Genomic DNA, 23,902 nt, shown 5'->3' with positions numbered 1-23,902 from the left:
TTTTGTCACCTTCAGACTTCGTTAAGAAAAGTCTTTGATACTTCTCCCCAATAGATCCGGGGAGAGGTTTTTAATGTCCGACTTCAACTGGAACGTTCAGTTGCCGCTGCAATTTGGCCTGGCCGAAGCACAGCAGATGTATTTCATCAGGGCCTTGCCGGACGCTGCGCAACGGAGCGCCTTCGAAGATTTTATCCAGCAACGTTTTCGTAGAGCCCACGGTGCCGATATTCGCCATTTCATGCCGCAGCTGTTCGGCATGAGCGATGCGTCCGGCGCGCTTTGTGCGGTGGTCGGGATACGTCTGGCGAACACCGGGCCGCTGTTTCTGGAAGGTTACCTGGACGAGGCGATCGATCCGCTGATCAGTGCCGTTGCCGACCAGACCGTAAGCCGGTCAGCCATTGTCGAGGTAGGCAACCTGGCTGCCAGCGACACCGGAAGCGCACGGATGAGCATCATCGCGATGACCTACCTGCTCGCCATGGGGGGGCTGGAGTGGGTCGCATTCACCGGGAACCTGGGGCTGGTCAACAGCTTTCACCGCCTTGGCTTGAAGCCTGTGACCCTGTGTGCTGCCGACCCGGCGCGCCTGGGCGACGACCGCCACGCCTGGGGCAGTTACTACGAAAGCAAGCCGTGGGTTCATGTTGGCAATATCCGCTCCGGATTCATCCATTTACGCAACATTGGCCTGTTCAGTCGCCTGGGCTTGCCAACCTCCATTGAGGGGGCCTGCCATGTCGCCTGAAATGGAGCGTTTCAAACAGACCCTGCGTAATCACGCCGAGCAAAAAACCAACGACATTGCGTTGTGGGGCGATCATCTGAAGCTGGATTACGCCACGCTGTATGCCGAGGTCATTTATCGCCAGCAGCGCCTGCGCGATGAACGGGTCAGGGTGTTCGCACTGGCGCTGGACAATGGTGTCGAAGCCATGTTGTGGGATCTGGCCGTGTTGTTCGAGGGTTTGACCTGCGTGGCATTGCCGTCTTTTTTCAGTCCGGCGCAACGCAAGCATTGCCTGGAGCAGAGCCAGGCCGAACACGTCATTACCGAGCCGCAACTGCACGACGAGCTGCAAGCGGCCGGGTATCAGCAGTGCGGCGAGTTCTGGCACCGCACCTTCAGTGGCCCGAACCGGATGCCTGACGGCACCGCCAAGTTGACCTTCACCTCGGGTACCACCGGGACACCCAAGGGCGTGTGCTTGAGTGCCGACAGCATTCTGCGGGTCGCTCGCGAGCTGGACCTGGCCAGCAAACCCACCGCCGCGCAACACCATTTGGCGCTGCTGCCGCTGGCCATTTTGCTGGAGAACATCGGCTGTTACGCCGCGCTGTATGCCGGCGCTACCTTGAGCCTGCCGAGCCAGAAAACCCTGGGGATTCAAGGCGCCAGCGGTGTGAATGTGCCGAAACTGATGGGATGCCTGGCCAGCCGATCGCCCCAGAGCCTGATTCTGGTACCGCAGTTGTTGCTGATGCTGGTCAGCGCTGCCGAGCAGAAGGCCTTTGACCCACAGCACCTGCGTTTTGCCGCCGTGGGCGGTGCCCGGGTCAGCGAAGATCTCCTGCACCGCGCTCAACGGGTGCGCATACCCGTCTATGAAGGTTACGGGCTGTCCGAGTGCGCGTCGGTAGTGTGCCTCAATCGCCCGCAAGCACGCCGTCCCGGCAGTGTCGGACGGCCATTGCCCCATGTGGAGATTCGCCTGGCGGACGACGGCGAAGTGCTGATCAAGGGCTCGACCTTGCTGGGCTATCTGGGAGAGGCGCCGCACACCGCCCAGTGGTGGCCCAGCGGCGATCTCGGCGAGTTCGATGCCGAGGGCTTTCTCTATCTCAAGGGACGCAAGAAACATCAGTTCGTCACCAGTTTCGGACGTAACGTGAATCCCGAGTGGGTGGAAGCCGAATTGACCCAGCGCGGGCCTGTCGCCCAGGCCTTCGTCTATGGCGAGGCGATGCCTCACAACCATGCGTTGCTCTGGCCGCATCGCCCGGACTGTACCGACGAACAACTGGCCGCCGCCGTGGCCCAGGCCAACGAGGCTTTGCCCGAATACGCCCAGGTCCGCCACTGGAGCCGGCTCGCCCAACCCTTCACTCCCACCAACGGCTTGCTCACCGCCAATGGCCGGCCCCGTCGTGATGCCATCGTCGAGCGCTACCGGGGGCAATTGACCGAATCTGCATTTCCCGAGGAATCCGTACCATGAGTTTTTTTGACACGCTGCAACAAGCCACCGAGCAAGAACGCATTGAGTTGTTCAACTTGCCGATCATCCGTGATGCGCTGCACGGCGACGTCAGCCTGGAAAGTTATCGGGCCTTTCTGGCACAGGCCTACTACCACGTGCGCCATACCGTGCCGTTGATGATGGCCTGCGGTGCGCGCCTGCCATTACGTCTGGAGTGGCTGCGCGAAGCGGTATGTGAATACATCGAGGACGAATACGGCCACGAACAATGGGTACTCAATGACATTGAAGCCTGCGGCGGTGACAGAGTCGCTGTACGCGACGGGCGTCCGTCATTGCCGATCGAGTTGATGGTCAGCTTCCTCTACGACCTGATTGCCAGGGACAATCCGGTGGGACTGTTCGGCATGGTCAACGTACTCGAAGGCACGAGCATCGCCCTGGCCACCCTCGCCGCCGACAGCATTCGCCAGCGTCTGGACTTGCCGGAAAGCGCCTTCAGCTACCTCAGTTCCCACGGCTCACTGGATATTGAACATATGCAGACCTACTGTCGACTGATGAACAGTCTTGAAGACCCGGGCGACCAGGCCGCCGTCATCCACGCCGCCAAAGTGGTGTACCGGCTCTACGCCGATATGTTTCGTGGCTTGCCGCGTAACGGGGAGAACCTGCATGCGCCTGTCTGAAGCTCGCGTCGTGTTGACCGGTGCCAGCGGCGGCATCGGCCTGGCCATCGCCACCGCACTGTGCGCCAGTGGTGCCCAGGTGCTGGCCGTGGCTCGGCATCGGGAACCGTTGGCGCCGCTGCTGGAACTATATCCCCGTAACCTGAGTTGGATCCGTGCAGACCTGACGTTACTCTCCGACCGCCGCCAGGTGCTGGCGCAGGCCCAGGGCATCGGCGGCATCAACCTGCTGATCAATGCCGCCGGGGTCAACCATTTCGCCATGCTCGAACAGTTGGACGACAGTGAGATCAATTCGATGCTCGCGGTGAACATCGGCGCGCCGATGTGCCTGACAAAACTGATGTTGCCACTGCTCAAGCAAGCCGACAGTGCCATGGTGGTGAACGTCGGTTCGACCTATGGCTCCATCGGCTACCCCGGCTACGCCAGTTACTGCGCCACCAAGTTCGCCCTGCGCGGTTTCTCCGAAGCCTTGCGCCGGGAGCTGGCGGACACCCGGGTCAGTGTGCTTTACGTTGCCCCGCGAGCGACCCGTACCGGCATGAACAGCCCGGCAGCCCAGGCGCTGAACGATGCGCTCAAGGCCAATGTGGACGATCCGCAAACCGTGGCGGCCGCGGTGATTCACGCCATTGCCGGTGACCGTCGTGACTTGTACCTGGGCTGGCCTGAGCGTTTTTTTGTACGCCTGAACAGCCTCCTGCCCCATCTGGTGGACCGTGGTTTGCGCAAACAATTGCCACTGATCCGCCGCCTGAGCCAGAAACCCGACCAGGAAAATCTCGAACCATGAAAAAGATCATCGCTTGCCTGCTGCTTGGCGCATTGAGCCAGACTGTGTGGGCGCTGGATGCTGCCGACCAGCTGCGCCTCAACGGTATCCAGCAAAGCTGGGCACACATTCAGTACGAGTTGCCCGAGGGACAACGAACCGCGGCTTTTGAAAAACTGGCCGCCCAGGCATCGAGCTTCAAACAGGAACGCCAAACGGTGGCTGAGGCCTGGATCTGGTCTGGTATTGTGACCAGTAGCTGGGCGGGCGCCCAGGGAGGGTTGGGTGCGCTGAGCAAGGTCAAGGACGCCAAAGCCGACCTGGAAAAAGCCCTGGCCCTGGACCCCAAGGCCCTGCAAGGCTCAGCCTATACCAGTCTGGGCGCACTCTATGACCGCGTACCGGGTTGGCCCATCGGTTTCGGCGATTCGGACAAGGCCGAGCAGTTGCTCAAGCTGGCATTGAAAATGAACCCCAATGGCATCGACAGCCTGTACTTCTGGGGCGATCACCTCTACCGTCAGAAGCGTTATGTCGAAGCCAGGGCGGCGCTGCAAAAAGCCTTGCTGGCTGCGCCTCGACCTGGCCGCGAGAGCGCTGACGCCGGGCGCCGCAAGGAGATCGACACGCTGTTGGTGGACGTGAACAAGAAACTCGGCTGACAGGATAATGCTGGAAATTGTAGGAGCGAGCTTGTTCCGGGCGGCGTTCCGACGATGGACTCAAGAGCGCCGCGGTTAGCCAGTAAATACGCGTTATCGTTAACGACCATCGCGAGCAATCGAGCGTCGACCGGCTGCTCCTACAGAGGACCACATTCGCTTAACTGAACAGCATTACGGCTGACAGGAGACCCTGTGCGCTTATTACTCATAGAGGATGACGTGGCGCTCGGCGAGGGCATTCATCAGGCCCTCAGCCGTGAAGGTTATACCGTCGACTGGTTGCAGGACGGCAACAGCGCCTTGCACTCGCTGCTCAGTGAAATTTTCGATCTGGCGGTGCTCGACCTTGGGCTGCCGCGCATGGACGGTCTCGAAGTGCTCAGGCGCTTGCGTGACAGCGGTTCCAATCTGCCGGTGTTGATCCTGACCGCGCGCGATGCCACCGAAGACCGCATCGCCGGTCTGGATGCCGGAGCCGATGACTACCTGATCAAGCCATTCGACCTGGCAGAACTGAAGGCGCGCATACGTGCGTTGCTGCGGCGCAGCGCCGGGCGTGGACAATCGCTGATCGAGCACGCCGGTATCAGCCTCAACCCCGGCACCCAGCAAGTCAGCTACAAAGGCGAGCCGGTGGCCCTGACACCCAAGGAATACCAGTTGCTCCACGAGCTGCTCTCGCCGCCTGGCCGGGTAATGACTCGCGATCATCTGATGCAGTTGCTGTACGGCTGGAACGAGGAGGCCGAAAGCAACACCCTGGAGGTGCACATCCATCACCTGCGCAAGAAATTTTCCACCGATCTGATCCGCACCGTCCGTGGTATCGGTTACCTGGTGGAGGAGCGCCGATGACCTCGATCCGGCGTCGCACCCTGACCCTGATCATCGGCCTGATGCTCGCCGGCGTGGCCGTGATCAGTGTGTTCAATCTGCACGACAGCAACCACGAAATCGCCGAAGTCTATGATGCCCAACTGGCCCAGAACGCTCGCCTGCTGCAAGGCGTCATGCGTATGCCCATGGTGAGCAAGGACCATGGGGATCTGTACAAGGCTTTCAACCAGGCCCTGAACGAGGCGACGCCCAGGGCCGACGGGCATTCGTATGAAACCAAGATTGCGTTTCAGGTCTGGAACGCCAGGAACGAAGTGCTGGTACATACGGCCAGTTCTCCGTCCTTCAGCACACCTGCGGTCACACCAGGCTTCAGCGATGTAGTTGATATGAACAACCGGCATTGGCGCGCCTTCCTGCTTGAAGACAAGCAGAACAACCTGCGCATCTGGGTGGGCGAACGGGACGACGTGCGAACGGACTTGGTGGACCGGATCGTGCGCCACACGCTGTGGCCCAATATTCTGGGGAGTTTATTGCTGGCCGCCATGATCTGGCTCGCCATCGGCTGGGGATTGAAACCTCTGGTCAACATGGCTGCAACGCTGCGGGCCCGGCATCCCGGCTCACTTGCGCCCTTGCAATTGACGCCGCTACCCACCGAGCTTGAGCCCATGCAGGCAGCCCTCAATCGCATGCTCGCGCAAATTCAGGAAGTCATGGGGCGCGAGCGACGCTTTATCGCGGACGCCGCCCACGAAATGCGTACACCACTGGCCGTGCTCAGGATTCACGCGCAAAACCTGATGGACGCGGGGAGTGAAGAGGATCGTCGCGCATCGCTCGAATTCTTGATTGCCGGCGTGGACCGTACCGGCCGACTGGTTAACCAATTGCTGACGATGGCTCGTATTGAGCCTACGGCAGGGACTGAACCGCCTGCGCCTATTGATCTGGCCAGCACCGTTCGCGACAGCCTGGTTCAGTTGACGCCCTGGTTGCTGAGCAAGGGGCTTGAACTGGTTTTTGATGTCAGCGACGACATCAGTCTTGCCAGAGTCGACCCAGCCGCGATTGATATTGCCTTGAACAACCTGGTGACCAATGCGGCGAATTTTTCCCCCCGGCATGGAGTGATCACTGTAAGGCTGGTGGAAAAGGAGAATAGCTACGAACTGTCTGTCGAGGATGAAGGGCCAGGCATCGATGAGCTGGATCGCGATCGGCTTTTCGAGCGTTTCTACAGCAGCGGAAATGATCAGGGTGCGGGGTTGGGGCTGACCATCGTCAAGGCCATTGCCGATCGCTTTGGTGGGCAGATCAAACTGGAGAACCGCATCCCCGGAGGATTACGCGCTACGTTAGAAGTCTGTCGCTTTTGACGTTGTTCCTGGTTTTGTCTGGTGCAGAGTATAGGAGAGCGACTGTTGGTCGGATGAAAGATGGCGCCGGGTTTTATGAGCCTGGCTGTTTATTGACGTTTTTAATGGCGTTTTAAAACAATGGGTTGGCGTCTGAAAATCAGAGTCCTGTCATAGTGAATGCTTGTTGACGATCGAATTGGGTCCGACTTAAGTCTGATTTCCGAATGCCAGGCGCCCGGGGCGTGCGACTGGTGACCGGCGGTGTCCCCGGTTCCCTGCTATTAATCAATAAGTGTACGAGTACTGATCGTTTCGGGAGCGCGTCATGAATCCAACCATTCGCATCGGCATTGCCGACGATCATCCGATGTTGCGTGAGGGTGTTGCCAATACGTTGAGAAAACGGGCGGATCTTCAGGTCGTGGAGCAGGGCGCCACTGCGCAGGATGCCATGGATATTGCCCGCAAGATCCGTCCGGATGTGATGTTGATGGACGTCAATATGCCGGGCGATGTGTTCGCCGCGGTGCGGTTCATTTCCACTCAACTGCCGAATGTGAAGGTGCTGATGCTGACGGTTTCGGAAGCCGAAGATGACGCATTTCTGGCACTGGAGGCCGGTGCGCGCGGGTATGTGTTGAAAGGTGTCAGCGGACCGGAACTGGTCCTGGCAATCAGATCGGTTGCCAGGGGGGAAACGTATATCACCCCCGAGTTCGCCAACAAACTGCTGAGTAACGACAAGAAGCACGAAGCACAAATTCACACGATTGATCTGACCCATCGCGAGGAGGAGGTCATTCGTGAAGTTTCAAAGGGGCTGACCAATAGGGAGGTTGCGTCAAAGCTGAAGATCAGCGAAAAAACCGTCAAGCACCACATGGGCTGCGTGATGCAGAAACTGCACGCCCGAAATCGTGTTGAAGCGGTCACGGCTCTACGGCATTACAGGGAGCGCGAAGCTGTCGGGCGACTTCACATCGGCGCAGCAAAAACACAAATGGATGCCTAGAGTTTGAACTGTGCATTGACCGACGTACCAGAGACGCCAGAGTCGATGCTGAACAACCCACCCAGAGATTCAATGCGATAACGCAAACCGGCGAGCCCCAATCGGGTTCTGCCGGATGCCCCTTGCAGCATGGCGTCTGCCGCCATGCCTGGACCACTGTCCCTGACGCTGATGTTCAATAGTTCATCACTGTAGTGCGCCTCGATGACCTGACCCTCGCCGTTGGCATGCAGGTAAGCGTTGTTGAGGGCCTCTTGCACAAAACGGTACAAACAGAGTCTGAGCGGCAGTGACGCGGCCTCCGGTAGCAGTCCCAGGGTTAACGTGACCTTGGTGCCAGTGCGTTGCTCGTGCCGTTGCGCCACCAGTTGCAACTCTTCCACCAGGCTCAATTCATTGATTTCCGGAAGTGCCAGGCCTCGCGATAAATCGCGGACCTCACGCAATGCGTCGGTGGCGGCGCCTCGAATGGTTTCCAGCGACTCCTGATCGACAGCGGAACAGTTTTCGGCCAGGTCGTCGAGCCGGATCAGAATCAAGGTCAATAGCTGCGCCGGCCCATCGTGCAGGTCTGCACCAATGCGCCTCAAGGTGAGTTCGTTGACATGGGAAAATTCCTGGGTAGCCGTCGCCATCTTGCGCTGCAGTTCCGCATTGCTGCTGTGCAGACGGGTTTGCTCCTGCAGCCGTAAGCGCAGTGCCACTTGTTGGCGCTGGATGATCTTGTCACCGCGTCGCACGATGAAGAAAAGCAGCGTCAGCATTGCCAGGGTCGCGGCGCCAACGACCACCCATACCTGCTCTCGGACGCGATTGATCTCGCGCTTCAGACTACCGGCCTTTTCATAAAATTCGCCCACCGCGATAACTTTCCTGGTGCTTGAATCCCGCAGGGGCGCGTAGATCTCATAGAGCGGCACGTTGAGGTTGCGCTCGAACTCGTTCTCATCCTCGTTCAACCCTTCAAGGTCGGTGACTACTTTGCCCTTGAGTGCCTCGGTGATCTCATCCATGGGGAATGTGTGGTTGGTGATGGCTTTATTCGTGCTGTAGACCACCGTGCCATCCGCTCGCCAGATCTTGATCGAGACAATGTGATGTTTGAGCGAACGACTTTCGGTGAGGTGGTCCAGGGACTGGACACTTGCCGCCGAGAGCTTGTTGTCCCGGCTCATCTCCTGCACATAGGGCTCCAGAAACGTATCCATGTACTGAGCGCCTGCTTCTGCTGCGCTATGTACCGCGGCACTTTCTATTCGAGCGCTCACCAGTTTGCCGACGAAGAACATGGTCAGTCCCAGGATCACCGCAGCGGCAACGACAAACTGGGTCGAGCGACTCAGATTGCGCGCCTTGACCCTGATCCGTGTGCGCCAGATTCCATTGCGAGCCGCATCGCCAACAGGGGCTGGTTCGACCAGAGCCTCAGTCTCCAGCGCGGTAAAAGTCGCGTTTTCCGATTCGGCTTTTGCATCTTTTGCCATCGACCTGGTTCCCTGATCATCGTGATAAGTCGGTTGGAAACCCTGCAACTCAACGGATATCTGGAGATTGGCTGTGAGCGCCATGCCCATGACTGACAGTAGTTCACTGTATAGCGATCCGACAGCTTCACCGATGGACTACACACCACGATGCTCAGCAAGAGCACCGTCAGTGCTGCTTGAAGGCGGCGCTCGTGCGGCGCTAACCGAGAGGTTTCGGTTAGCGCCGCACGGCGATGTGTTGAGACGCGTACACCCGACCTATGTTCAGGCTTGCGCGGCGCTGACCTTGCCGGTGACCGTGGAATTCTTGCGGACCGCTTGATACAGCAGGCTGGAGACCAGGAACCCGACGATGGCCAACAGACTCATCAACGAGAACACGTAGTTGTAGCCTTGTTGACCCGGGAAGTGGTCAAGGATTGCGCCATAGATGACGTAGGCAAACATGCCCGGCGCATAGCCGATCAGGCAACCAATGCCAAAGGCTGAACCGGTGATGTGTTGGGGAATGCCGACTTCACCCATGGGTGCCCAGAACACGCCGCGCATGGAAAAGACAATCAGCGCGAAGGAGAGGGTGGCCGCCATGCCGGCGTAGATGTAATCCGGGCTTTTCGGGATGAGCATGATGACGCCCATCAGCGGCAACAACGCCAGGAATGCCCACTTCAGATAGCGGCTGGAACTCTTGAACTGTTTGTCGGCAATGAAGCCACCGGCAGGGCCGCCCAGGATCTTGAGGAAGTACTGGTTGATGATGCCGTAGGCGCCCACCAGAGCCACGGGCAGTTCGTACATTTCCTTGAGGTAGGGAATGAAATAGGTCAGGCCGCAGTACACGATGTAGACCATGAACACGTTAAGGCTGACCAGCCAGATGCCCGGCACCTTGATGGCCTCGAGCAGGTTCGACAACCCGTTCTTCGGCTTGGCGGTCGACTGGGTATTGCCGCTCTTGAGCAGCAGCCAGGTCAGGGTCCCGGCAAGAATGTCGATGACCGAGTAGAAGAGGATCGCCGACTTCAGACCGTTTTCACCGGAGCCCATGGCGACGAACACGCCCAGCGCAGAGAAGGCGACCAGGGTATCGATGACGCCACGTCCGCCTTCGAGCAGGCCGAACAGGCGCCCCTGTTCCTTATCGTCGCCCAGGTTGCGGATGGCTTTGAGCAGCGAAGGCCAAAAGAGGCAGTCGGCACACACGGCCAGCAGGCAGAACACAACCAGCAGATTGCTGAAGGGCGGAAAGGTCGCCAGGTAGAACCCGAGGCCGCCGGTACCGATCAGGCCAAGGGGGATCAGCTTACGCGTGTCGTACCGGTCGGCGAGCATGCCGCCCACCACGAACAGCGCGGTGGCGATGATGGCGTTGGCGCTCAGCAGCAGGCCGATTTCAGTGTGGGACAACCCCATGAATTCTTGCATGGGGATATAGAAGGCGTCTTTGAGGCTCGCCAGCTTGTAGATGGTGCCACCACCGAGGATGAGAATCAGGAATCTGAGCCATTTGGCCTTGTCTTGGGATGTCATTATTGTTCTCCAGGCTTGATTGGGTAGGCAGTGCCGGTGGGCACGCCAGGTTCAGTCGTTAGCGCAATGGGCCAGGGTCAACTCGGCCAGAGTTCGGAACTCGGCCAGCAGACCTCGTACATAGGCCACCTGGTTGTTGGCCCAACGGTGTTCATCGGCCAGCATTCGTTCCAGCGAGAAGCCCTCCGGCAGCGCTGTTTCACTCATTTCCCGGTACGCAATGAACGGGTCGGCGGCTTCGTCGAGTTGGCGGAACGCCGGGGCAACGTAGTGGTTTTCCTGCTCGAGAATGAAGGCGATCACTTGCGGAGCTGATTCGCCGAGCATCAGCAGTTCGAACAACATGCGTGCGTTGGGCAGGTCGTCTTCGTCACAGCCCTGCAGCACGCCGTAATGGCCGAATGCGTTTTGCTCGGGGACGATGCGCACACCCTTGAGGTGGGTCTGGCGTATGTGCGGCGCCAGGTTACGCAGCGCAGCAAGGGGCTGTTCGCAGGCATTGATCATGTTGCCGAAATCGAATAGGGCATGCAGCCGAGGGTGGTTCAGCCGGCTCAACAGTTGCGCGATCTCGCCGCTCTTGAGTTCCTCATGCTGCTCGAAGTCGAAGAACAGGTCGTGCTCGTCTGCCTGCTGCGCGAGGTAGTGCAGGTCCGACTCGATCAGGTCCATGACCCGCGACAGCGCCCCTTCGTAGCGTGAGTAGACACGGATGTTGCGGGTGCCCAGCGCCTTGGCAATGGCGATCACTTGATCGACATCTTTTTTCAAGGTACTGCTGATTTCCAGATGCACATCCAGCCCGAGTGCATTGGCCTTGTCTGCAAACGCCTGAAGCTGCGCGGGCGTCATTTGACTCAGGCTGTTTTCCTCACCGTCGAGCAAGTGCAGGCTCAGCCCCTGCAGCTCGTGGCGATAGGCGAAGTCCAGCAGGTCAGCAGGTGTCACGCGGCCGTGGGTCAGGTTGGTCAGCAAGGGGTAGGCATGGGCAAACAGGCGCAGTTGCCCCAGTCGGTCGAGCAACTGGCGGGCCAGTGCCTCAGTCAGTACGGGGGGAGCCCCGGCCCGGGCAGCCTTATGGCTGAGCAAGGCGTTGAATCGTTCCTGGATCTTATTGTTCATTCGAGTCGTTCCTGGTTCAGACGCCGGGTCTACCGGCGCAGCCTTTATCGCGCCAGTCAGGAACTCTCGATAGATCCATTATCAGTTAAATCATAAGACCACTTGCCTTGGGTCAAGTGGTCTGCTGCAGGTAGCCCATTGTGCCCAGGGCCTGGGCCAGCGCTTCGACGCGCTCTGCGGCCTGGTCCTCAGGGGTGCTGGCAAAACCGATCAACAGCGCTGGCGGCAAGACATGCACAACGCAGTAGTCGCTCAGGGCATAGGTATGAATGTCATGCTGGCTGAGTTCACTGGCCAGGGTGTCGTCATCAAGATGGGCTGGTAACCAGGCGATCAGGTGCATGCCGGCTTCCACAGGCGTGATCCTGAAAAAACTGCCGAGCCGTAGCTGCAGTTGTTCGACCAGTGCCTGCTGGCGAGCCTGGTACAGCGCGCGCATTCGACGAATATGGCCGAGAAAGTGGCCTTCGCGCATGAAGTCTGCCGTGACGGCCTGCAGCAGTGTCGGCGGGCTGCGATCCATGACCGCTCGCAGGGTGCAGAAGGGTTCGATCAAGGCGTTAGGCAGTATCACGTAACCCAGTCGTAGCGAGGGGAACAGCACTTTGCTGAACGTTCCGGCGTAGATCACACGGGCCCATTGGTCCATGGCATAGAGTGCCGGCAGGGGGCGGCCGTTGTAGCGAAACTCACTGTCGCAGTCGTCTTCGATGATCCAGCTTTGATTCTGGGCGGCCCAGTCGATGAGTTCCTGGCGCCGCGCATAACTCATGGTGACGCCCAAGGGATGCTGACGAGACGGTGTGGTAAACACCAGGCGGGCGTCAGGACACTGAGCCAGGCCTTGCTGGACATCGATCCCCTGTTCGTCGATACGCAACGGCACGACCAGACCCCCTTGGGCCTGGAGCGCAATTCGCGCCGCGATATGCCCCGGATCCTCCATCCAGAAACTGTCCTGCGGATTGAGCAACAGCATGCCCAGCAGGTTGAAGGCTTGCTGGGCGCCGGAAACGATGACCACCTGCTCGGCAGTGCAGTCGATGCCACGGGCATCGAAAACGTATTCAGCGATCGCCTCGCGCAGGGCCAGCAACCCTTGCAGTTCGCCATAGCCGAGCATGGCCTTGGTGGGTTTGTGCAGGTGGCGATTCATCAGCCGCTTCCAGACCGATTGCGGAAACGCATCGTAAGCACTGTGACTGGGCAGGAACGAGGTCGGGCTCCCGGTGGACCAGCCGGCATAGGAAACACCGCGGAAATGATCGCTGCGCAACGACAGCATGGACTGGCTCAGGTCGGACAGGCGAGGCGGCTGGGGCTTGTGCTCATCGTCATCGATACTGCGGCCTTCCCATTCATGGCCAACATAGGTCCCGGCCCCGGTGCGCGACGTCAGAAAACCTTCGGCAATCAGTTGATCGAACGCATTGAGAATGCTGATTCGCGAAAGCTGCAATTCTTTGCTCAGGGTTCGGGTGGACGGCAGACGTACGCCTCCCTGAATCCTGCCACCGAGAATCTGTTTGCGAATCTGCAAGTAGAGTTGGCGGTACAAGGGGATGGAGCTGGCACGGTCCAGCTCGATACCCGACAACAGCAAACCTGCGGAGGATTTCATTTTTGGTTCGTCTGGATGGAGTGAGTCTGGCCTGAATTGCTGTCAGGCACCCGAGGGCGAAAGGGTATCGAGCGGTACTGGATATGTCATCCACCACAGGTATTGATAGCCCTGCGATCGCAGTGCCGCCCGTTATGAACCGCGTCACAATAATATGGCTGCTGAGTGCGGCATTATCCATGGCAATGAAAGGCCAGTACCATGACCGCCATCCCTTTTCCTTTACCTGCACTCGAGCCGGTAAATAAACCGATGAATCGTTCTTCAATGGAGAGGCACATGACATCAGGACAATGTCTTTGCGGGGCTGTACGTTTTTCCCTGGAGGTTGAACCACGATTTTTTTATCGCTGCCATTGCACCCTATGCCGCAAGCAAACCGGGGTTGGTCATAATCTCGCCACGCTGGTCAAAGCTTGCGATTTTCGATGGGAAGAAGGGCCGGGTGCGATCACGAGTTGGCGCAAACCCAGTGGATACAGAAATGACTTTTGCTCACGATGTGGCTCGACTGTGCCTAATCCTCTTCGCGAGACGCCTTACTTCTGGATTCCGCTTGGGCTTCTCGATGTCGAGTTGAGCATGGAGTGTGTTGGAGATTTCTGCACCGATGACGCTATGCCATGGGATGAACAACGCTCGCAAAGAAGTCACCACGCTGCCCCGGATTCACTTGGGTTCATTTTACATGAGCTCCAGGTCAACAACGATTGACGCAGGAGCTTGGTCGGCATGCAGACGAATTGGCAGCCTGGCCCAAGCCGAACAGCGTGACCAAACGCTGCCGACCGCTTCTTCGACGAGTACTGGTCAATAGAATCCAACCGCCGTCCGGCACTAACGTATCTTGTCATGGTCCATAACCCCCGCACGACCCTCAGCGGTCGAACTGCCCGGAACCGACCGGCCCCGCATCGGTAACTTGATCAAGGACAGTGAAAGCATGCTCGCCGCCACATAATCAGCAACGCCCTCCACCCGGTTCCGTGAATCGGGACTCGCCATACGTTTACCCCTCAATTCCATTCGAAGATTTAACCCATGCACCTACGCAAAATTGCAGTTGGGCTGTCGGCCCTTGTTTTGCTCTCGACCGGGGCGCAAGCCCGCAGTCTGCTGGACATCCTCAAGCCGCCCACCGCGCATCATGAACAAACGTCCCGCTCGGGCTCGATTAGTCAGAGCGCGGCCCTGGACCTCTACTCAAGCAAACAGAAACAGGCATCGTTCGACGGCTGCGCAGACCTGTTCCCGTCAGCGAAACCGATCAACACGGCCACTGTGCCTGCAACCATGAAACCCCTGGCGCTGTGTTCCGACAACTTCGCGGTACTGTACTCGCAAACCAGCAAGACCCCGCTGGTTGTGGTCGAACGCCTGAACGCGGCCCAATTGCAGGATGCCAAAGGGGAGGAGCGCACCAACCAGTTCTACCCGGACCCACGCATTCCCAAGAGTGGGCGCGCGGAGTTGAGCGACTACCGCAGCCAGCATCCGGCCGTGGACCGTGGTCACCAATCCCCGGCCGCCGATGCACCGAACCCCAATGCAATGGCCCAATCCTTTGCGCTGTCGAACATGGTGCCGCAAGACCCGACCAACAACCGAAAGATCTGGAGCAAGGTCGAGTCTGATGTCCGAAAGTTTGCCAAGCGCGCCGAAGGAAACGTGTTTGTCTTTACCGGCCCGCTGTTTGACCCTGGCCACTCCACCATTGGCGACAACCAGGTGTGGGTGCCGACGCGCCTGTTCAAACTGGTGTACGACGCATCGTCCAAACGTGCCTGGGCCTACGTGCTGCCTAATGCTGAAACCCGAATCGAGAAGCCGATGGACTATGAGACGTTCGTGAAGAGTACCGGGCTCAAATTGCTCGGGAACCTGCCCGTCACAGGTTCCGCAGGGCGCACCTGATGGCTGGATGAGCCGCACCCCAAAGGTTGAATGCAACTGATGGGGTGCTTCATTCACAGTCGAGCGCTGTGCGTGATTGCTGAGGATCAATGCCTTTGGATTAATTCAACTTAAAAAATCGGCAGGAAGTAACAAATCGTAAAAATGAACTATACCCAATAGGGCAATCGCTCCTGACCCCGGGACATGATGCCTCTGAAGTTGGTCGTCCCAGGAACTTCAACGTCAAACAGACCGAGAGATTCTGGTTATGAACGCCTTGAAAATCGCTGCCAGCGATGCGGTACGAGATTGCTTTCGTAATGCCCGTGAAGTCGTCCGGCTCGACCAGACTGACTTTACTGATGTCGCCGTCGCCGTACTCTCGAAAGATGATTTGGCAGCAGGGGCGCTGGATGCCATCAAGCGTACCGGCTTCGACATCCCCATCTTCCTGGTGGCCTCTCAGGGCCGCAGCAATCGCTCCCTGGAAGTCTACAAACAACTGCAGGATGTGATTTTGCAGGTCAATGGTGTGTTCGACCTGTCCAGCAATAATGCCGAGTACTATGGCAATCAACTGGAGACCGCCGCCAGGGCCTATGAAGAAAGCCTGCTGCCGCCGTTCTTCGATGCGCTCAAGCATTACACCGAATCCGCCAATGCAACCTTCGCCTGCCCCGGTCACCAGGGCGGCCAGTTCTTTCGCAAGCATCCGGCCGGCCGGCAATTTTTCGACTTCTTCGGCGAGACGCTGTTTCGCGCCGACATGTGCAACGCCGACGTCAAGCTCGGCGACCTGCTGATCCACGAAGGCCCGGCACTGCTGGCGCAGAAACACGCCGCGCAAGTGTTCAACGCCGACAAGACCTACTTCGTGCTCAACGGCACCTCGGCGTCGAACAAGGTGGTGACCAACGCCCTGTTGACCCCCGGCGACCTGGTGCTGTTCGACCGCAACAACCACAAGTCCAACCACCAGGGCGCCTTGCTGCAGGCCGGTGCCACGCCGGTCTACCTGGAAACCGCGCGCAACCCTTATGGCTTCATCGGCGGCATCGACGCCCACTGTTTCGAAGAAGACTACCTGCGTCAACTGATCGCCGAAGTCGCCCCGGACAAGGCGCAACTGCCACGGCCGTTTCGCCTGGCGATCATTCAACTGGGCACCTATGACGGTACCATTTACAACGCCCGGCAAGTGGTCGACCGCATCGGCAAGCTGTGTGACTACATCCTGTTCGACTCGGCGTGGGTCGGTTACGAACAGTTCATTCCGATGATGAAGGATTGCTCGCCCATGTTGCTCGATCTGGACGAGAACGACCCGGGCATCTTCGTCACGCAATCGGTGCACAAACAGCAGGCCGGTTTCTCCCAGGCCTCGCAAATCCACAAGAAAGACCGGCACATCAAAGGTCAGGCGCGCTACTGCAACCATCACCGGCTCAACAACGCCTTCATGGCCCAGGCCTCAACGAGTCCGTTCTACCCGCTGTTCGCCTCACTGGATGTGAATGCGCGCATTCACTCCGGCCGCAGCGGCCTGCGTCTGTGGGACGACTGCGTGAAGTTCGGCATCGAAGCGCGCAAGTTGATCCTCGAAGCCTGCACCCTGGTCCGCCCGTTCGTGCCGGATACCATTGAAGGGCGTGCGTGGGAGGACTATCCAACGGAAGAAATCGCCAGCGACATCCGCTTCTTCGAGTTCCATCCCAAGGACCGCTGGCACGCCTTTGCCGGCTACGCCGACAAGCAGTACTTCATCGACCCGTGCAAGTTGCTGTTCACCACGCCGGGCATCGACCCGGTGGACGGCAGCTACACCGAGTTCGGCATTCACGCCGGCATCCTGGCCAACTTCCTGCGCGAGAACGGCATCGTCCCGGAAAAGTGCGACCTCAACTCCATTCTGTTCCTGCTCACCCCGGCCGAAGACTGGGCGAAGATGACCCACCTGGCGGCACAGATCGCCCGTTTCGAACGCTTCGTTCAGGACGACGCGCCGATGAGCCGGGTGCTGCCGGCCATCTACGCACAGCACCAGGAACGCTACCGCGACTACACCATCCGCAGGCTCTGCCAGGAAATGCACGACCTGTATCGCAGCCACAACGTGCAGCAGTTGCAGAAGGACATGTTCCGCAAGGAGCACTTCCCGAAAAAGGCCATGAACCCGCAGCAAGCGCAAATCGAGTACATCCGTGGCAACGTCGAGCTGGTGGCGCTGGCGGATGCGGACGGGCGTATCGCCGCCGAGGGCGCACTGCCTTACCCGCCGGGCGTCTTGTGCGTGGTGCCCGGGGAGATCTGGGGTGGCGCAGTTCTCAAGTACTTCCTGGCGCTGGAGGAGGGCATCAACCGCTTGCCCGGCTTCACGCCGGAACTGCAGGGCGTGTACCTGAAGCACGAAGGCGGTCGCACCCGCGCGTATGGCTATGTGATCAAGCAGTAAGGATCACCCTCGTACTCGGTGGCAGGTGTCAGGTCAGCGGGCCCAGGGGTTAACTCTCTGAACAGGGCAAGGAGTTTGCGATGGCGGATTCAAGCAAGAAAATGGGCCTGATGGGGCTCACGACGCTGGTAACGGTCAACATGATGGGCTCGGGCATCATCATGTTGCCCACCAACATGGCTCAGTTGGGTGCCGTCTCTTTGTTGTCGTGGATTTTCACGGCGATTGGTTCGATGGCCATCGCCTACTGCTTTGCCCAGTGTGGCGTCTTCTGTTCACGCTCCGGCGGCCTGTCCGCCTACACCGAAGAGGCCCATGCGAAGTCGGGTTTTTTCCTCTGCTCGTACCTGTACTTCCTGTCCCTGGCCATCGCCAACGTGGCCGTGGCCATTTCGGCGGTGGGCTACATGACGGCCTTCGTGCCCTGGCTGGGCACGGGGGCGATTCCACTGTGCGTCGGCACGATCGCACTGATCTGGCTGACCACCTTCGCCAACTTCGGTGGGCCGGGCATCACCGGCAAGATCGGCGCTTTCACGGTGTGGGGTGTGATCATTCCGGTAGCGGGCCTGAGCATCATCGGCTGGTTCTGGTTCAAGCCCGATGTGCTGGCCGCCGCCTGGAACCCCAACAGCCTGCCGATCTCCGAAGCGATCAGCAAGGCGATTCCGCTGACCCTGTGGGCCTTCCTCGGCATGGAATCGGCGGCCCAGGCTACCGATGCCGTGGAAGACCCCAAGCGCAATGTGCCGTTGGCGTGCCTGTTCGGCACCCTGGGTGCCGCCGTGGTCTATGTGCTGTCGACCACCGTCATCCAGGGCATCATTCCCAACGCTGAGCTGGCCAAGTCCTCCGCACCCTTCGCGCTGGTCTATGCCACGATGTTCAGCCCGATGGTGGGCAATATCGTTATGGCCCTGGCGGTCATGGCCTGTGTCGGCTCGCTGCTGGGCTGGCAATTTACCCTGGCGCAAACCGCCAAGATGACGGCTGACCAGAATCTGTTCCTCAAGCTGTTCAGCAAGGTCAACTCGATGAATGCGCCCGTCGTCGGCATGATCGTTTGCGGTGTGCTGCAGACTGTCTTGGCCCTGTCGACCATCTCGCCCGATGCCGCCGCACAGTTCAGCAAGCTGGTCAGCCTGGCAGCGGTCACCAACCTGATCCCTTATATAACGGCGATGACCGGCCTGCTGGTGATCATGCACAAGGCCGGGGTCTCGTCGGCCATACACTCGCGTAACGTGGTGGTCCTGCTGATTGCAATAACGTACGCCTTGTACGCCTTGTATGCCTGCGGCAAGGACGCAGTGATGGGCGGCACCCTGGTACTCGCTGTCGGCTACCTGCTCTATGGATTCCTCGCCAAACGCTTCACCGAAGCGCCACCCGCCAACCAGGCCAGGGCCGGCAATCTTTAGGCGTGGCCACCAGGACTGCACAGACATCTGCATACGGGGAAACCGGACATGAACGTACCATTTGCCACAACCACCAGACTGCTGCTTGCCTTCGCACTCTCGACGCTGCCGCTAGTGGCCGGCGCCAACACCCTTGAACGCGTGCGCAGCAGCCACACCTTTACCCTGGGCTACTTGCCTGACCTGGCCCCTTTCAGCAAGCAGGAAGGCGACAAAGCCAGTGGTTATGCCATCGACCTGTGCCTGAAAGTCGCCGACAAGCTCAAGAGCGAATTGGGACTGCCCGACCTGCAAGTGCACTATCAGCCCGTAACGGTTTCGGACCAGGTCAGCGCCGTGAGCCAGGGCAAGGTCGATATCCTCTGCACACCGACGCCACCCACCCTGGAACGGCGCAAGATGATCAGCTACTCCATACCGATCTACACCGCCGGCCTCTCGGTCGTGGTGCGCAACGATGCTGGCGAACCGTTGCTCAATGTGCTCAATGGCAAGGTCGCCAATAGCGGCCCGACCTGGCGTGCCAGCATCAACAATGGTCTGGCCAACCACACCTACGCGACCCTCGAGGGCGGGGTGACCGAAGACTGGATTCGCGAGCAGATGCGCCTGCTCAACGTGATCGCCTCACTGGTGACCGTGGCCAACAACGACGAGGGCGTCAAGCTGGTCGCCGAGGGCAAGGCCGATGCCTTCTTCTCCGAACGCATGCTGCTGCGAAACGAAATCGCCAAGGAAGGCGTGGCGAAAAACCTGATGCTCCTGGACCGCATTTTCGAGTACTCGCCAGTGGCGATGATCGTGGATCGCAACGACGAAGACTTCCGCCTTCTGGTCGATACGGCGCTGAGTGAAGCCTATTACTCGGGCTTCATAGCAAAGGCCTACGACCAGTATCTGGGCGGGAGCAACCTGACTGTGAAAAAACTGTTCAGGGTGTATGCGTTGCCTTAGTGGCATCGTTGGCAACGGGCCGTCCGCGGACGTGTTGCTACTGTAGGAGCGAGCTCGCTCGCGATGGACTCAAGAGCACCGTGTTTATCCAGTGAGCACGCGTTATCGTTGACGACCTTCGCGAGCAAGCTCGCTCCTACAGATGAGCAGCATCAATCCGCGAAGACCATGGCGAAATAGCTCAGGACAGGCTCGTTTGGTGTTTCAGGCGGATGCGCTCACTCCTGCACCTTTTTCCTGCGACGCAACGTCATGCAGGGAAATCCTCGAAGTCTCCGGCAATGCCAGCCCTCCCGCCAGCGCGAGCAATGCAACCGCGATCAGATAGAACGCTGGCGACAAGTTGCTGCCGGTGGTGCTGATCAGCCACGTCGCCACCAGCGGAGCGGTGCCGCCGAAAAGGGTGTACGCCATGTTGTAGGTGATCGCCGAGGCAGTGTAGCGAGTACGGGTAGGGAAGGTTTCCGAGAGCAGGGCCGCCGTCACCACGCCACACAACACCGCGCCAATCGCCAGGAGCATGACGCCGACGATGGACGCTACGAACGAGCCGGAGCTGGCCATCAGGAACGATGGGTACACGACCACAATCAACAGCACGCAAGTCGTCATCACCGTAACCCGACGCCCGACCCGGTCCGAATACAGCCCGGCCAGCGGGCAGATCGCCGCCGCAAACAGCAATGCAATCAGCGACACCAGCAACGCTGTGGCGCGACTCAGGCCACCAGCGACTTGCAAGTAAGTCGCGAAATAGGTGGTGAACATATAAAACGACAGTGCCGTGAGTGACACAAAAGCGCCCAGACAGCAGATAGCCGCACCATGATTGCGCAAGGTTTCCTTGAGTGGGGAGTGTGCGACTGCATGTTCCTCGGTCACTGCCTGGAATGCTGGTGTCTCATCGAGCTTCAAGCGCAGGTAAAGACCCACCAGGCCCAGGGGCGCGGCAATCAGGAACGGCAGGCGCCAGCCCCAACTGCCCATTGCTTCGGCCGACAATGACGCCTCGAGTGCGTAGGCCACTACGGCTGCCGCGGCGAAGGCGGAAAATGTCGACACCGGAATGAAGCTGCCGTACCAGGCACGTTTATCACTCGGTGCATGCTCCATCAGGTAGGCACAGGCACCGGCGTATTCACCCCCGGCGGAAAAACCCTGGGCGCAACGGATCAGGGATAGAAGAATCGGCGCCATGACTCCGATCGCCGCATAAGTGGGCAGCAGACCGATCAAGGTCGTCGCCCCGGCCATCAGCAGAATGGTCATCGCCAGGGTTCGTTTGCGGCCGATCCTGTCGCCCAGCATGCCGAAGAAAATCCCGCCAAGGGGGCGAAACGCAAAGGCCACGGCGAATACCGCAAAGGTCTTGAGCAGCGCGGCACTGGCATCGCCGCTGGGGAAAAATTGCTGGGCGATGGTCGTGGCCAGAAAACCATAGACGGCGAAGTCGAACCACTCGACGAAATTGCCGATGCCGGCAGCCACAATCACTCTTCTCAGCGTTCTTGGGCTGACTTGTTCCATAGTTGCACTCGTCATGCTTGACCTCGACCGTTCGTCAGTAAGTATCGATTATCGGGGCAGGCACTGAGGCGGCTCACTTCAAAAGTGTCATCCACATAGTCACTACCGACTTTGTGCCGTTGAATGAGGCATGATTCGCGCCAGATTGGTCGAGGGTGAGTAAAGGGCGGTGTATTTCGCGTATTTGTAAAGCGTTGGCGGTATTGTCGATCGTCAGGACTTGATCGATTGAGAAGGGATGAAGATGACATTGACTGTCGAAAGCCTGGTCAGGATCGCAATGACCAATCCAGTAAACGCAGAGCTTGCTGATCGCTTGCCTGAGCTTGGTTTGAACCAGTGCATGCTCACGGCCGGTTGCCTGTTCCAGGCCGTGTGGAATCATCAGTCACAGCGACCGGCAGCGTGGGGCGTGAAGGATTACGACGTCTTTTACTTCGACAATGATCTGTCGTGGGAAGCCGAGAATGAGGTCATCCAATCCGCTCAGCGTCTGTTCGACCACCTCGACGTGAACGTTGAATTCAAGAATCAGGCTCGCGTTCACCTGTGGTACAGCCAGCGTTTTGGGGGGGATTATCCAAAACTTCAGTCGGCCAGAGACGGAATTGATCGCTACCTGATTGCCGGCACCTGCATGGGGCTGGATATTGAAACGGGCGAGGTCTATGCACCCAACGGCTTGGCCGACACTGAGTACGGGTTACTTAGAATCAATCCAAAGAATCCGAGGACAGACTTGTTCGACCAGAAGGCGAAAAGTTACCAGGTTCGCTGGACTTGGCTCAGGATCGTAGAGATGCAACGTTGAATGGGAGCGAGGGGCGTTTACCGATGAAGCAATTTATTGGAGATGAAAGCCGATTGCTGCGTGCCACGACGGCCTGTAAACGAAGCAGCCCTTGGCGAAGGGCTGCCTGGACTGTGGATTCAACACAGCAGATTTTGTGTAATCCGGATCTCGGTCAAACCAGCAGCACCTTGGGTGCTGCATTCGAGGCTTGAAACCGCACAACAGATCAGCTGTTGGTGCGATCGGTTGCCTTGGCTTTGCTTTGAGCGACAGCGGCTTCAGCCTTTTGTTTCTGGGCAACCTGGTAGGTTTCCATCGAGACTTTCCGGGCCGACTCCATGCGTGCGAAGGTCCGGTCACCACCACCTGTGGCCATCGCCAGGGAAGAGGCGGTCAGCGTGGCGACTACGAAGAGAACTTTCATGGATTTCATTTGGGTATCCTCAAGTGAAACTTGTTAACAGTTAAAGCGCGATTCATTGGCGAGCGCTGAACGTCCTTGTTCAACCTGACTTCACCAGCCAGCCAGGGCGGCGTTACCTGGTGTCCAGGTGCTTTGCTCCATGCGCGCTTCGGCGTCTTTGTTTTTTGCCCAGATGGTGAGCAGTACCATCATCCCGAAACCGCCGACGATGAGCACCGGATAGGCTGCCAGCAACTCCACCAGCGAGTACTTCCAGGCCAGCGGACGACCAACACCCAGCATGGCGGCATAGAACCACGACACGCCAGAGAACGCCCCCGAGAACAACGCCAGCATGCGCAGGCTGAAGGAGAGTTTCAGTAATGAGCCGGCTTTTTTCAGCGCCGGCAATACACCGCGATGCAACACGAAGCCGTTAATGGTCAACAGCACAACGATGCCGATTTTGGCTTGCAATTTTGGATTGAGGAAATACTCCATCCCCTTGCCGGCATAATCGATCCCGATAACAGCAATGCCCGTAATCCAAAGCGCTACAAGTGCAAGCGATACGGTTTTTTGAAGACTGTCCATGTGCGCGTCGTCATGGTGACTCGACACATCGCCCTTCAGGAGTTGCTTGACCATTGCAATGTCACTGGTCAACACCAGCCCGATTGCCACACAGCAGGCGATAAGATGGAAATATACAACGCCCAAGCGCAAATATTCCCCGACGGGTGAAGTAAGAATACTAAGTTCCATGACTACCTCTTTGTACAAACAGTGAATCAACCTGACTTTCAGGACGGCTTGGTTAGAGTTTGCCGTAGCTGACGGAAGTTATGATTCAGCCGTTTCAATTGAATTATCTTGCGGCATTACGCTGTCAAGATAAAAGCGAGTTTGGCGAATGAACTTTTAGTCATTCGATTATTCCATTTTCAGGTAATAAAAAACCTCATCCGCACTTGGCGCATATGAGGTTTAACTTCCGCTTCTGGGGTCAGGTGAGCATCAGAGCCCGTAACACCTGCTGCGCATTCTGAACGAAAAAACCGTATACGTTCATTTTTTGATCAATTTTGCTGACCAACGGCAGTTGTCATGACTGGTTGCACATTGCCATCCTTTATCGCGCAGCCTGCAC

21 protein-coding genes are annotated in these 23,902 nt (G+C 58.5%); 14 read left to right on the top strand and 7 right to left on the bottom strand.

What is annotated here, in order from left to right:
• Window positions 1-73: 73 nt before the first annotated feature.
• From KW849_RS05430 to KW849_RS05395, 8 genes are all read left to right on the top strand, one after another.
• A complete protein-coding gene (locus KW849_RS05430) occupies window positions 74-751 on the top strand; it encodes a thermostable hemolysin (protein ID WP_218428398.1) in 678 nt (225 codons plus the stop codon).
• Window positions 741-2,222 (top strand): AMP-binding protein, encoded by a 1,482-nt coding sequence (locus KW849_RS05425; protein WP_218428395.1) that lies wholly within the window; start codon window positions 741-743, stop codon window positions 2,220-2,222. The genes KW849_RS05430 and KW849_RS05425 overlap by 11 nt, the downstream gene beginning before the upstream one ends.
• A complete protein-coding gene (locus tag KW849_RS05420) occupies window positions 2,219-2,893 on the top strand; it encodes a TenA family transcriptional regulator (RefSeq protein WP_218428393.1) in 675 nt (224 codons plus the stop codon). Before KW849_RS05425 ends, KW849_RS05420 begins: the two co-directional genes overlap by 4 nt.
• On the top strand, window positions 2,880-3,689 hold the full coding sequence (locus tag KW849_RS05415; protein ID WP_218428390.1) for an SDR family oxidoreductase: 810 nt from the start codon (window positions 2,880-2,882) through the stop codon (window positions 3,687-3,689). The genes KW849_RS05420 and KW849_RS05415 overlap by 14 nt, the downstream gene beginning before the upstream one ends.
• On the top strand, window positions 3,686-4,330 hold the full coding sequence (locus KW849_RS05410; RefSeq protein WP_218428388.1) for a tetratricopeptide repeat protein: 645 nt from the start codon (window positions 3,686-3,688) through the stop codon (window positions 4,328-4,330). The genes KW849_RS05415 and KW849_RS05410 overlap by 4 nt, the downstream gene beginning before the upstream one ends.
• 195 nt (window positions 4,331-4,525) lie before the next feature.
• Window positions 4,526-5,188 (top strand): response regulator, encoded by a 663-nt coding sequence (locus KW849_RS05405; RefSeq protein WP_218428386.1) that lies wholly within the window; start codon window positions 4,526-4,528, stop codon window positions 5,186-5,188.
• The gene (locus tag KW849_RS05400) at window positions 5,185-6,552 is read left to right on the top strand and encodes a HAMP domain-containing sensor histidine kinase (RefSeq protein WP_218428384.1); all 1,368 of its coding nucleotides are present in this window, start codon (window positions 5,185-5,187) and stop codon (window positions 6,550-6,552) included. Before KW849_RS05405 ends, KW849_RS05400 begins: the two co-directional genes overlap by 4 nt.
• 307 nt (window positions 6,553-6,859) lie before the next feature.
• Window positions 6,860-7,546 (top strand): response regulator transcription factor, encoded by a 687-nt coding sequence (locus KW849_RS05395; protein WP_218428382.1) that lies wholly within the window; start codon window positions 6,860-6,862, stop codon window positions 7,544-7,546.
• On the opposite strand, the gene KW849_RS05390 is transcribed toward KW849_RS05395, so the two are convergent.
• The 4 genes from KW849_RS05390 to KW849_RS05375 all read right to left on the bottom strand — a co-directional run bounded on the left by KW849_RS05390 (window position 7,543) and on the right by KW849_RS05375 (window position 13,306).
• Window positions 7,543-9,030: an ATP-binding protein gene (locus KW849_RS05390; RefSeq protein ID WP_218428731.1), complete on the bottom strand. Its 1,488-nt coding sequence runs from the start codon at window positions 9,028-9,030 to the stop codon at window positions 7,543-7,545. The genes KW849_RS05395 and KW849_RS05390 overlap by 4 nt on opposite strands.
• A gap of 267 nt (window positions 9,031-9,297) precedes the next feature.
• Complete coding sequence (locus KW849_RS05385; RefSeq protein WP_218428380.1) at window positions 9,298-10,563, bottom strand: nitrate/nitrite transporter; 1,266 nt, start codon at window positions 10,561-10,563, stop codon at window positions 9,298-9,300.
• Window positions 10,564-10,614: 51 nt separating this feature from the next.
• A complete protein-coding gene (locus tag KW849_RS05380; RefSeq protein ID WP_218428377.1) occupies window positions 10,615-11,685 on the bottom strand; it encodes a sugar phosphate isomerase/epimerase in 1,071 nt (356 codons plus the stop codon).
• A gap of 112 nt (window positions 11,686-11,797) precedes the next feature.
• Complete coding sequence (locus tag KW849_RS05375; RefSeq protein ID WP_218428375.1) at window positions 11,798-13,306, bottom strand: PLP-dependent aminotransferase family protein; 1,509 nt, start codon at window positions 13,304-13,306, stop codon at window positions 11,798-11,800.
• Window positions 13,307-13,585: 279 nt separating this feature from the next.
• Here KW849_RS05375 and KW849_RS05370 point away from each other — a divergent pair, with 279 nt between their 5' ends.
• The 5 genes from KW849_RS05370 to KW849_RS05350 all read left to right on the top strand — a co-directional run bounded on the left by KW849_RS05370 (window position 13,586) and on the right by KW849_RS05350 (window position 20,029).
• Window positions 13,586-14,020: a GFA family protein gene (locus KW849_RS05370; RefSeq protein ID WP_218428730.1), complete on the top strand. Its 435-nt coding sequence runs from the start codon at window positions 13,586-13,588 to the stop codon at window positions 14,018-14,020.
• A 327-nt stretch (window positions 14,021-14,347) separates the two neighbouring features.
• Entirely contained in the window at window positions 14,348-15,220 is an 873-nt protein-coding gene (locus KW849_RS05365; RefSeq protein WP_218428373.1) for a DNA/RNA non-specific endonuclease, read from the top strand.
• A 250-nt stretch (window positions 15,221-15,470) separates the two neighbouring features.
• Entirely contained in the window at window positions 15,471-17,654 is a 2,184-nt protein-coding gene (gene speF, locus KW849_RS05360) for an ornithine decarboxylase SpeF (RefSeq protein ID WP_218428371.1), read from the top strand.
• An 80-nt stretch (window positions 17,655-17,734) separates the two neighbouring features.
• A complete protein-coding gene (gene potE, locus KW849_RS05355) occupies window positions 17,735-19,075 on the top strand; it encodes a putrescine-ornithine antiporter (RefSeq protein ID WP_218428369.1) in 1,341 nt (446 codons plus the stop codon).
• Between the two features lie 48 nt (window positions 19,076-19,123).
• Window positions 19,124-20,029, top strand: coding sequence for an amino acid ABC transporter substrate-binding protein (locus KW849_RS05350; RefSeq protein WP_218428367.1), 906 nt, complete (start codon window positions 19,124-19,126; stop codon window positions 20,027-20,029).
• 204 nt (window positions 20,030-20,233) lie between these two features.
• Here the strand turns inward: KW849_RS05350 and KW849_RS05345 are convergent, their stop codons facing one another.
• Window positions 20,234-21,571, bottom strand: a complete 1,338-nt coding sequence (locus tag KW849_RS05345) for an MFS transporter (protein ID WP_218428364.1) — start codon at window positions 21,569-21,571, stop codon at window positions 20,234-20,236.
• A gap of 229 nt (window positions 21,572-21,800) precedes the next feature.
• On the opposite strand from KW849_RS05345, the gene KW849_RS05340 reads away from it, so the two are divergent.
• Window positions 21,801-22,367, top strand: a complete 567-nt coding sequence (locus tag KW849_RS05340) for a nucleotidyltransferase family protein (RefSeq protein WP_218428729.1) — start codon at window positions 21,801-21,803, stop codon at window positions 22,365-22,367.
• 208 nt (window positions 22,368-22,575) lie between these two features.
• On the opposite strand, the gene KW849_RS05335 is transcribed toward KW849_RS05340, so the two are convergent.
• Both KW849_RS05335 and KW849_RS05330 read right to left on the bottom strand, forming a co-directional pair.
• Window positions 22,576-22,782, bottom strand: a complete 207-nt coding sequence (locus tag KW849_RS05335; protein ID WP_218428362.1) for a co-regulatory protein PtrA N-terminal domain-containing protein — start codon at window positions 22,780-22,782, stop codon at window positions 22,576-22,578.
• 81 nt (window positions 22,783-22,863) lie between these two features.
• Window positions 22,864-23,517, bottom strand: a complete 654-nt coding sequence (locus KW849_RS05330; protein WP_218428360.1) for a hypothetical protein — start codon at window positions 23,515-23,517, stop codon at window positions 22,864-22,866.
• Between the last annotated feature and the right edge of the window lie 385 nt (window positions 23,518-23,902).

Origin of the sequence: Pseudomonas sp. PDM26 (genome assembly GCF_019219185.1) — a bacterium.
Classification (GTDB): Bacteria; Pseudomonadota; Gammaproteobacteria; order Pseudomonadales; family Pseudomonadaceae; genus Aquipseudomonas.
The sequence above is the reverse complement of the archived record's forward strand: the minus strand, read 5'-3'. Positions and strand labels throughout refer to the sequence as shown.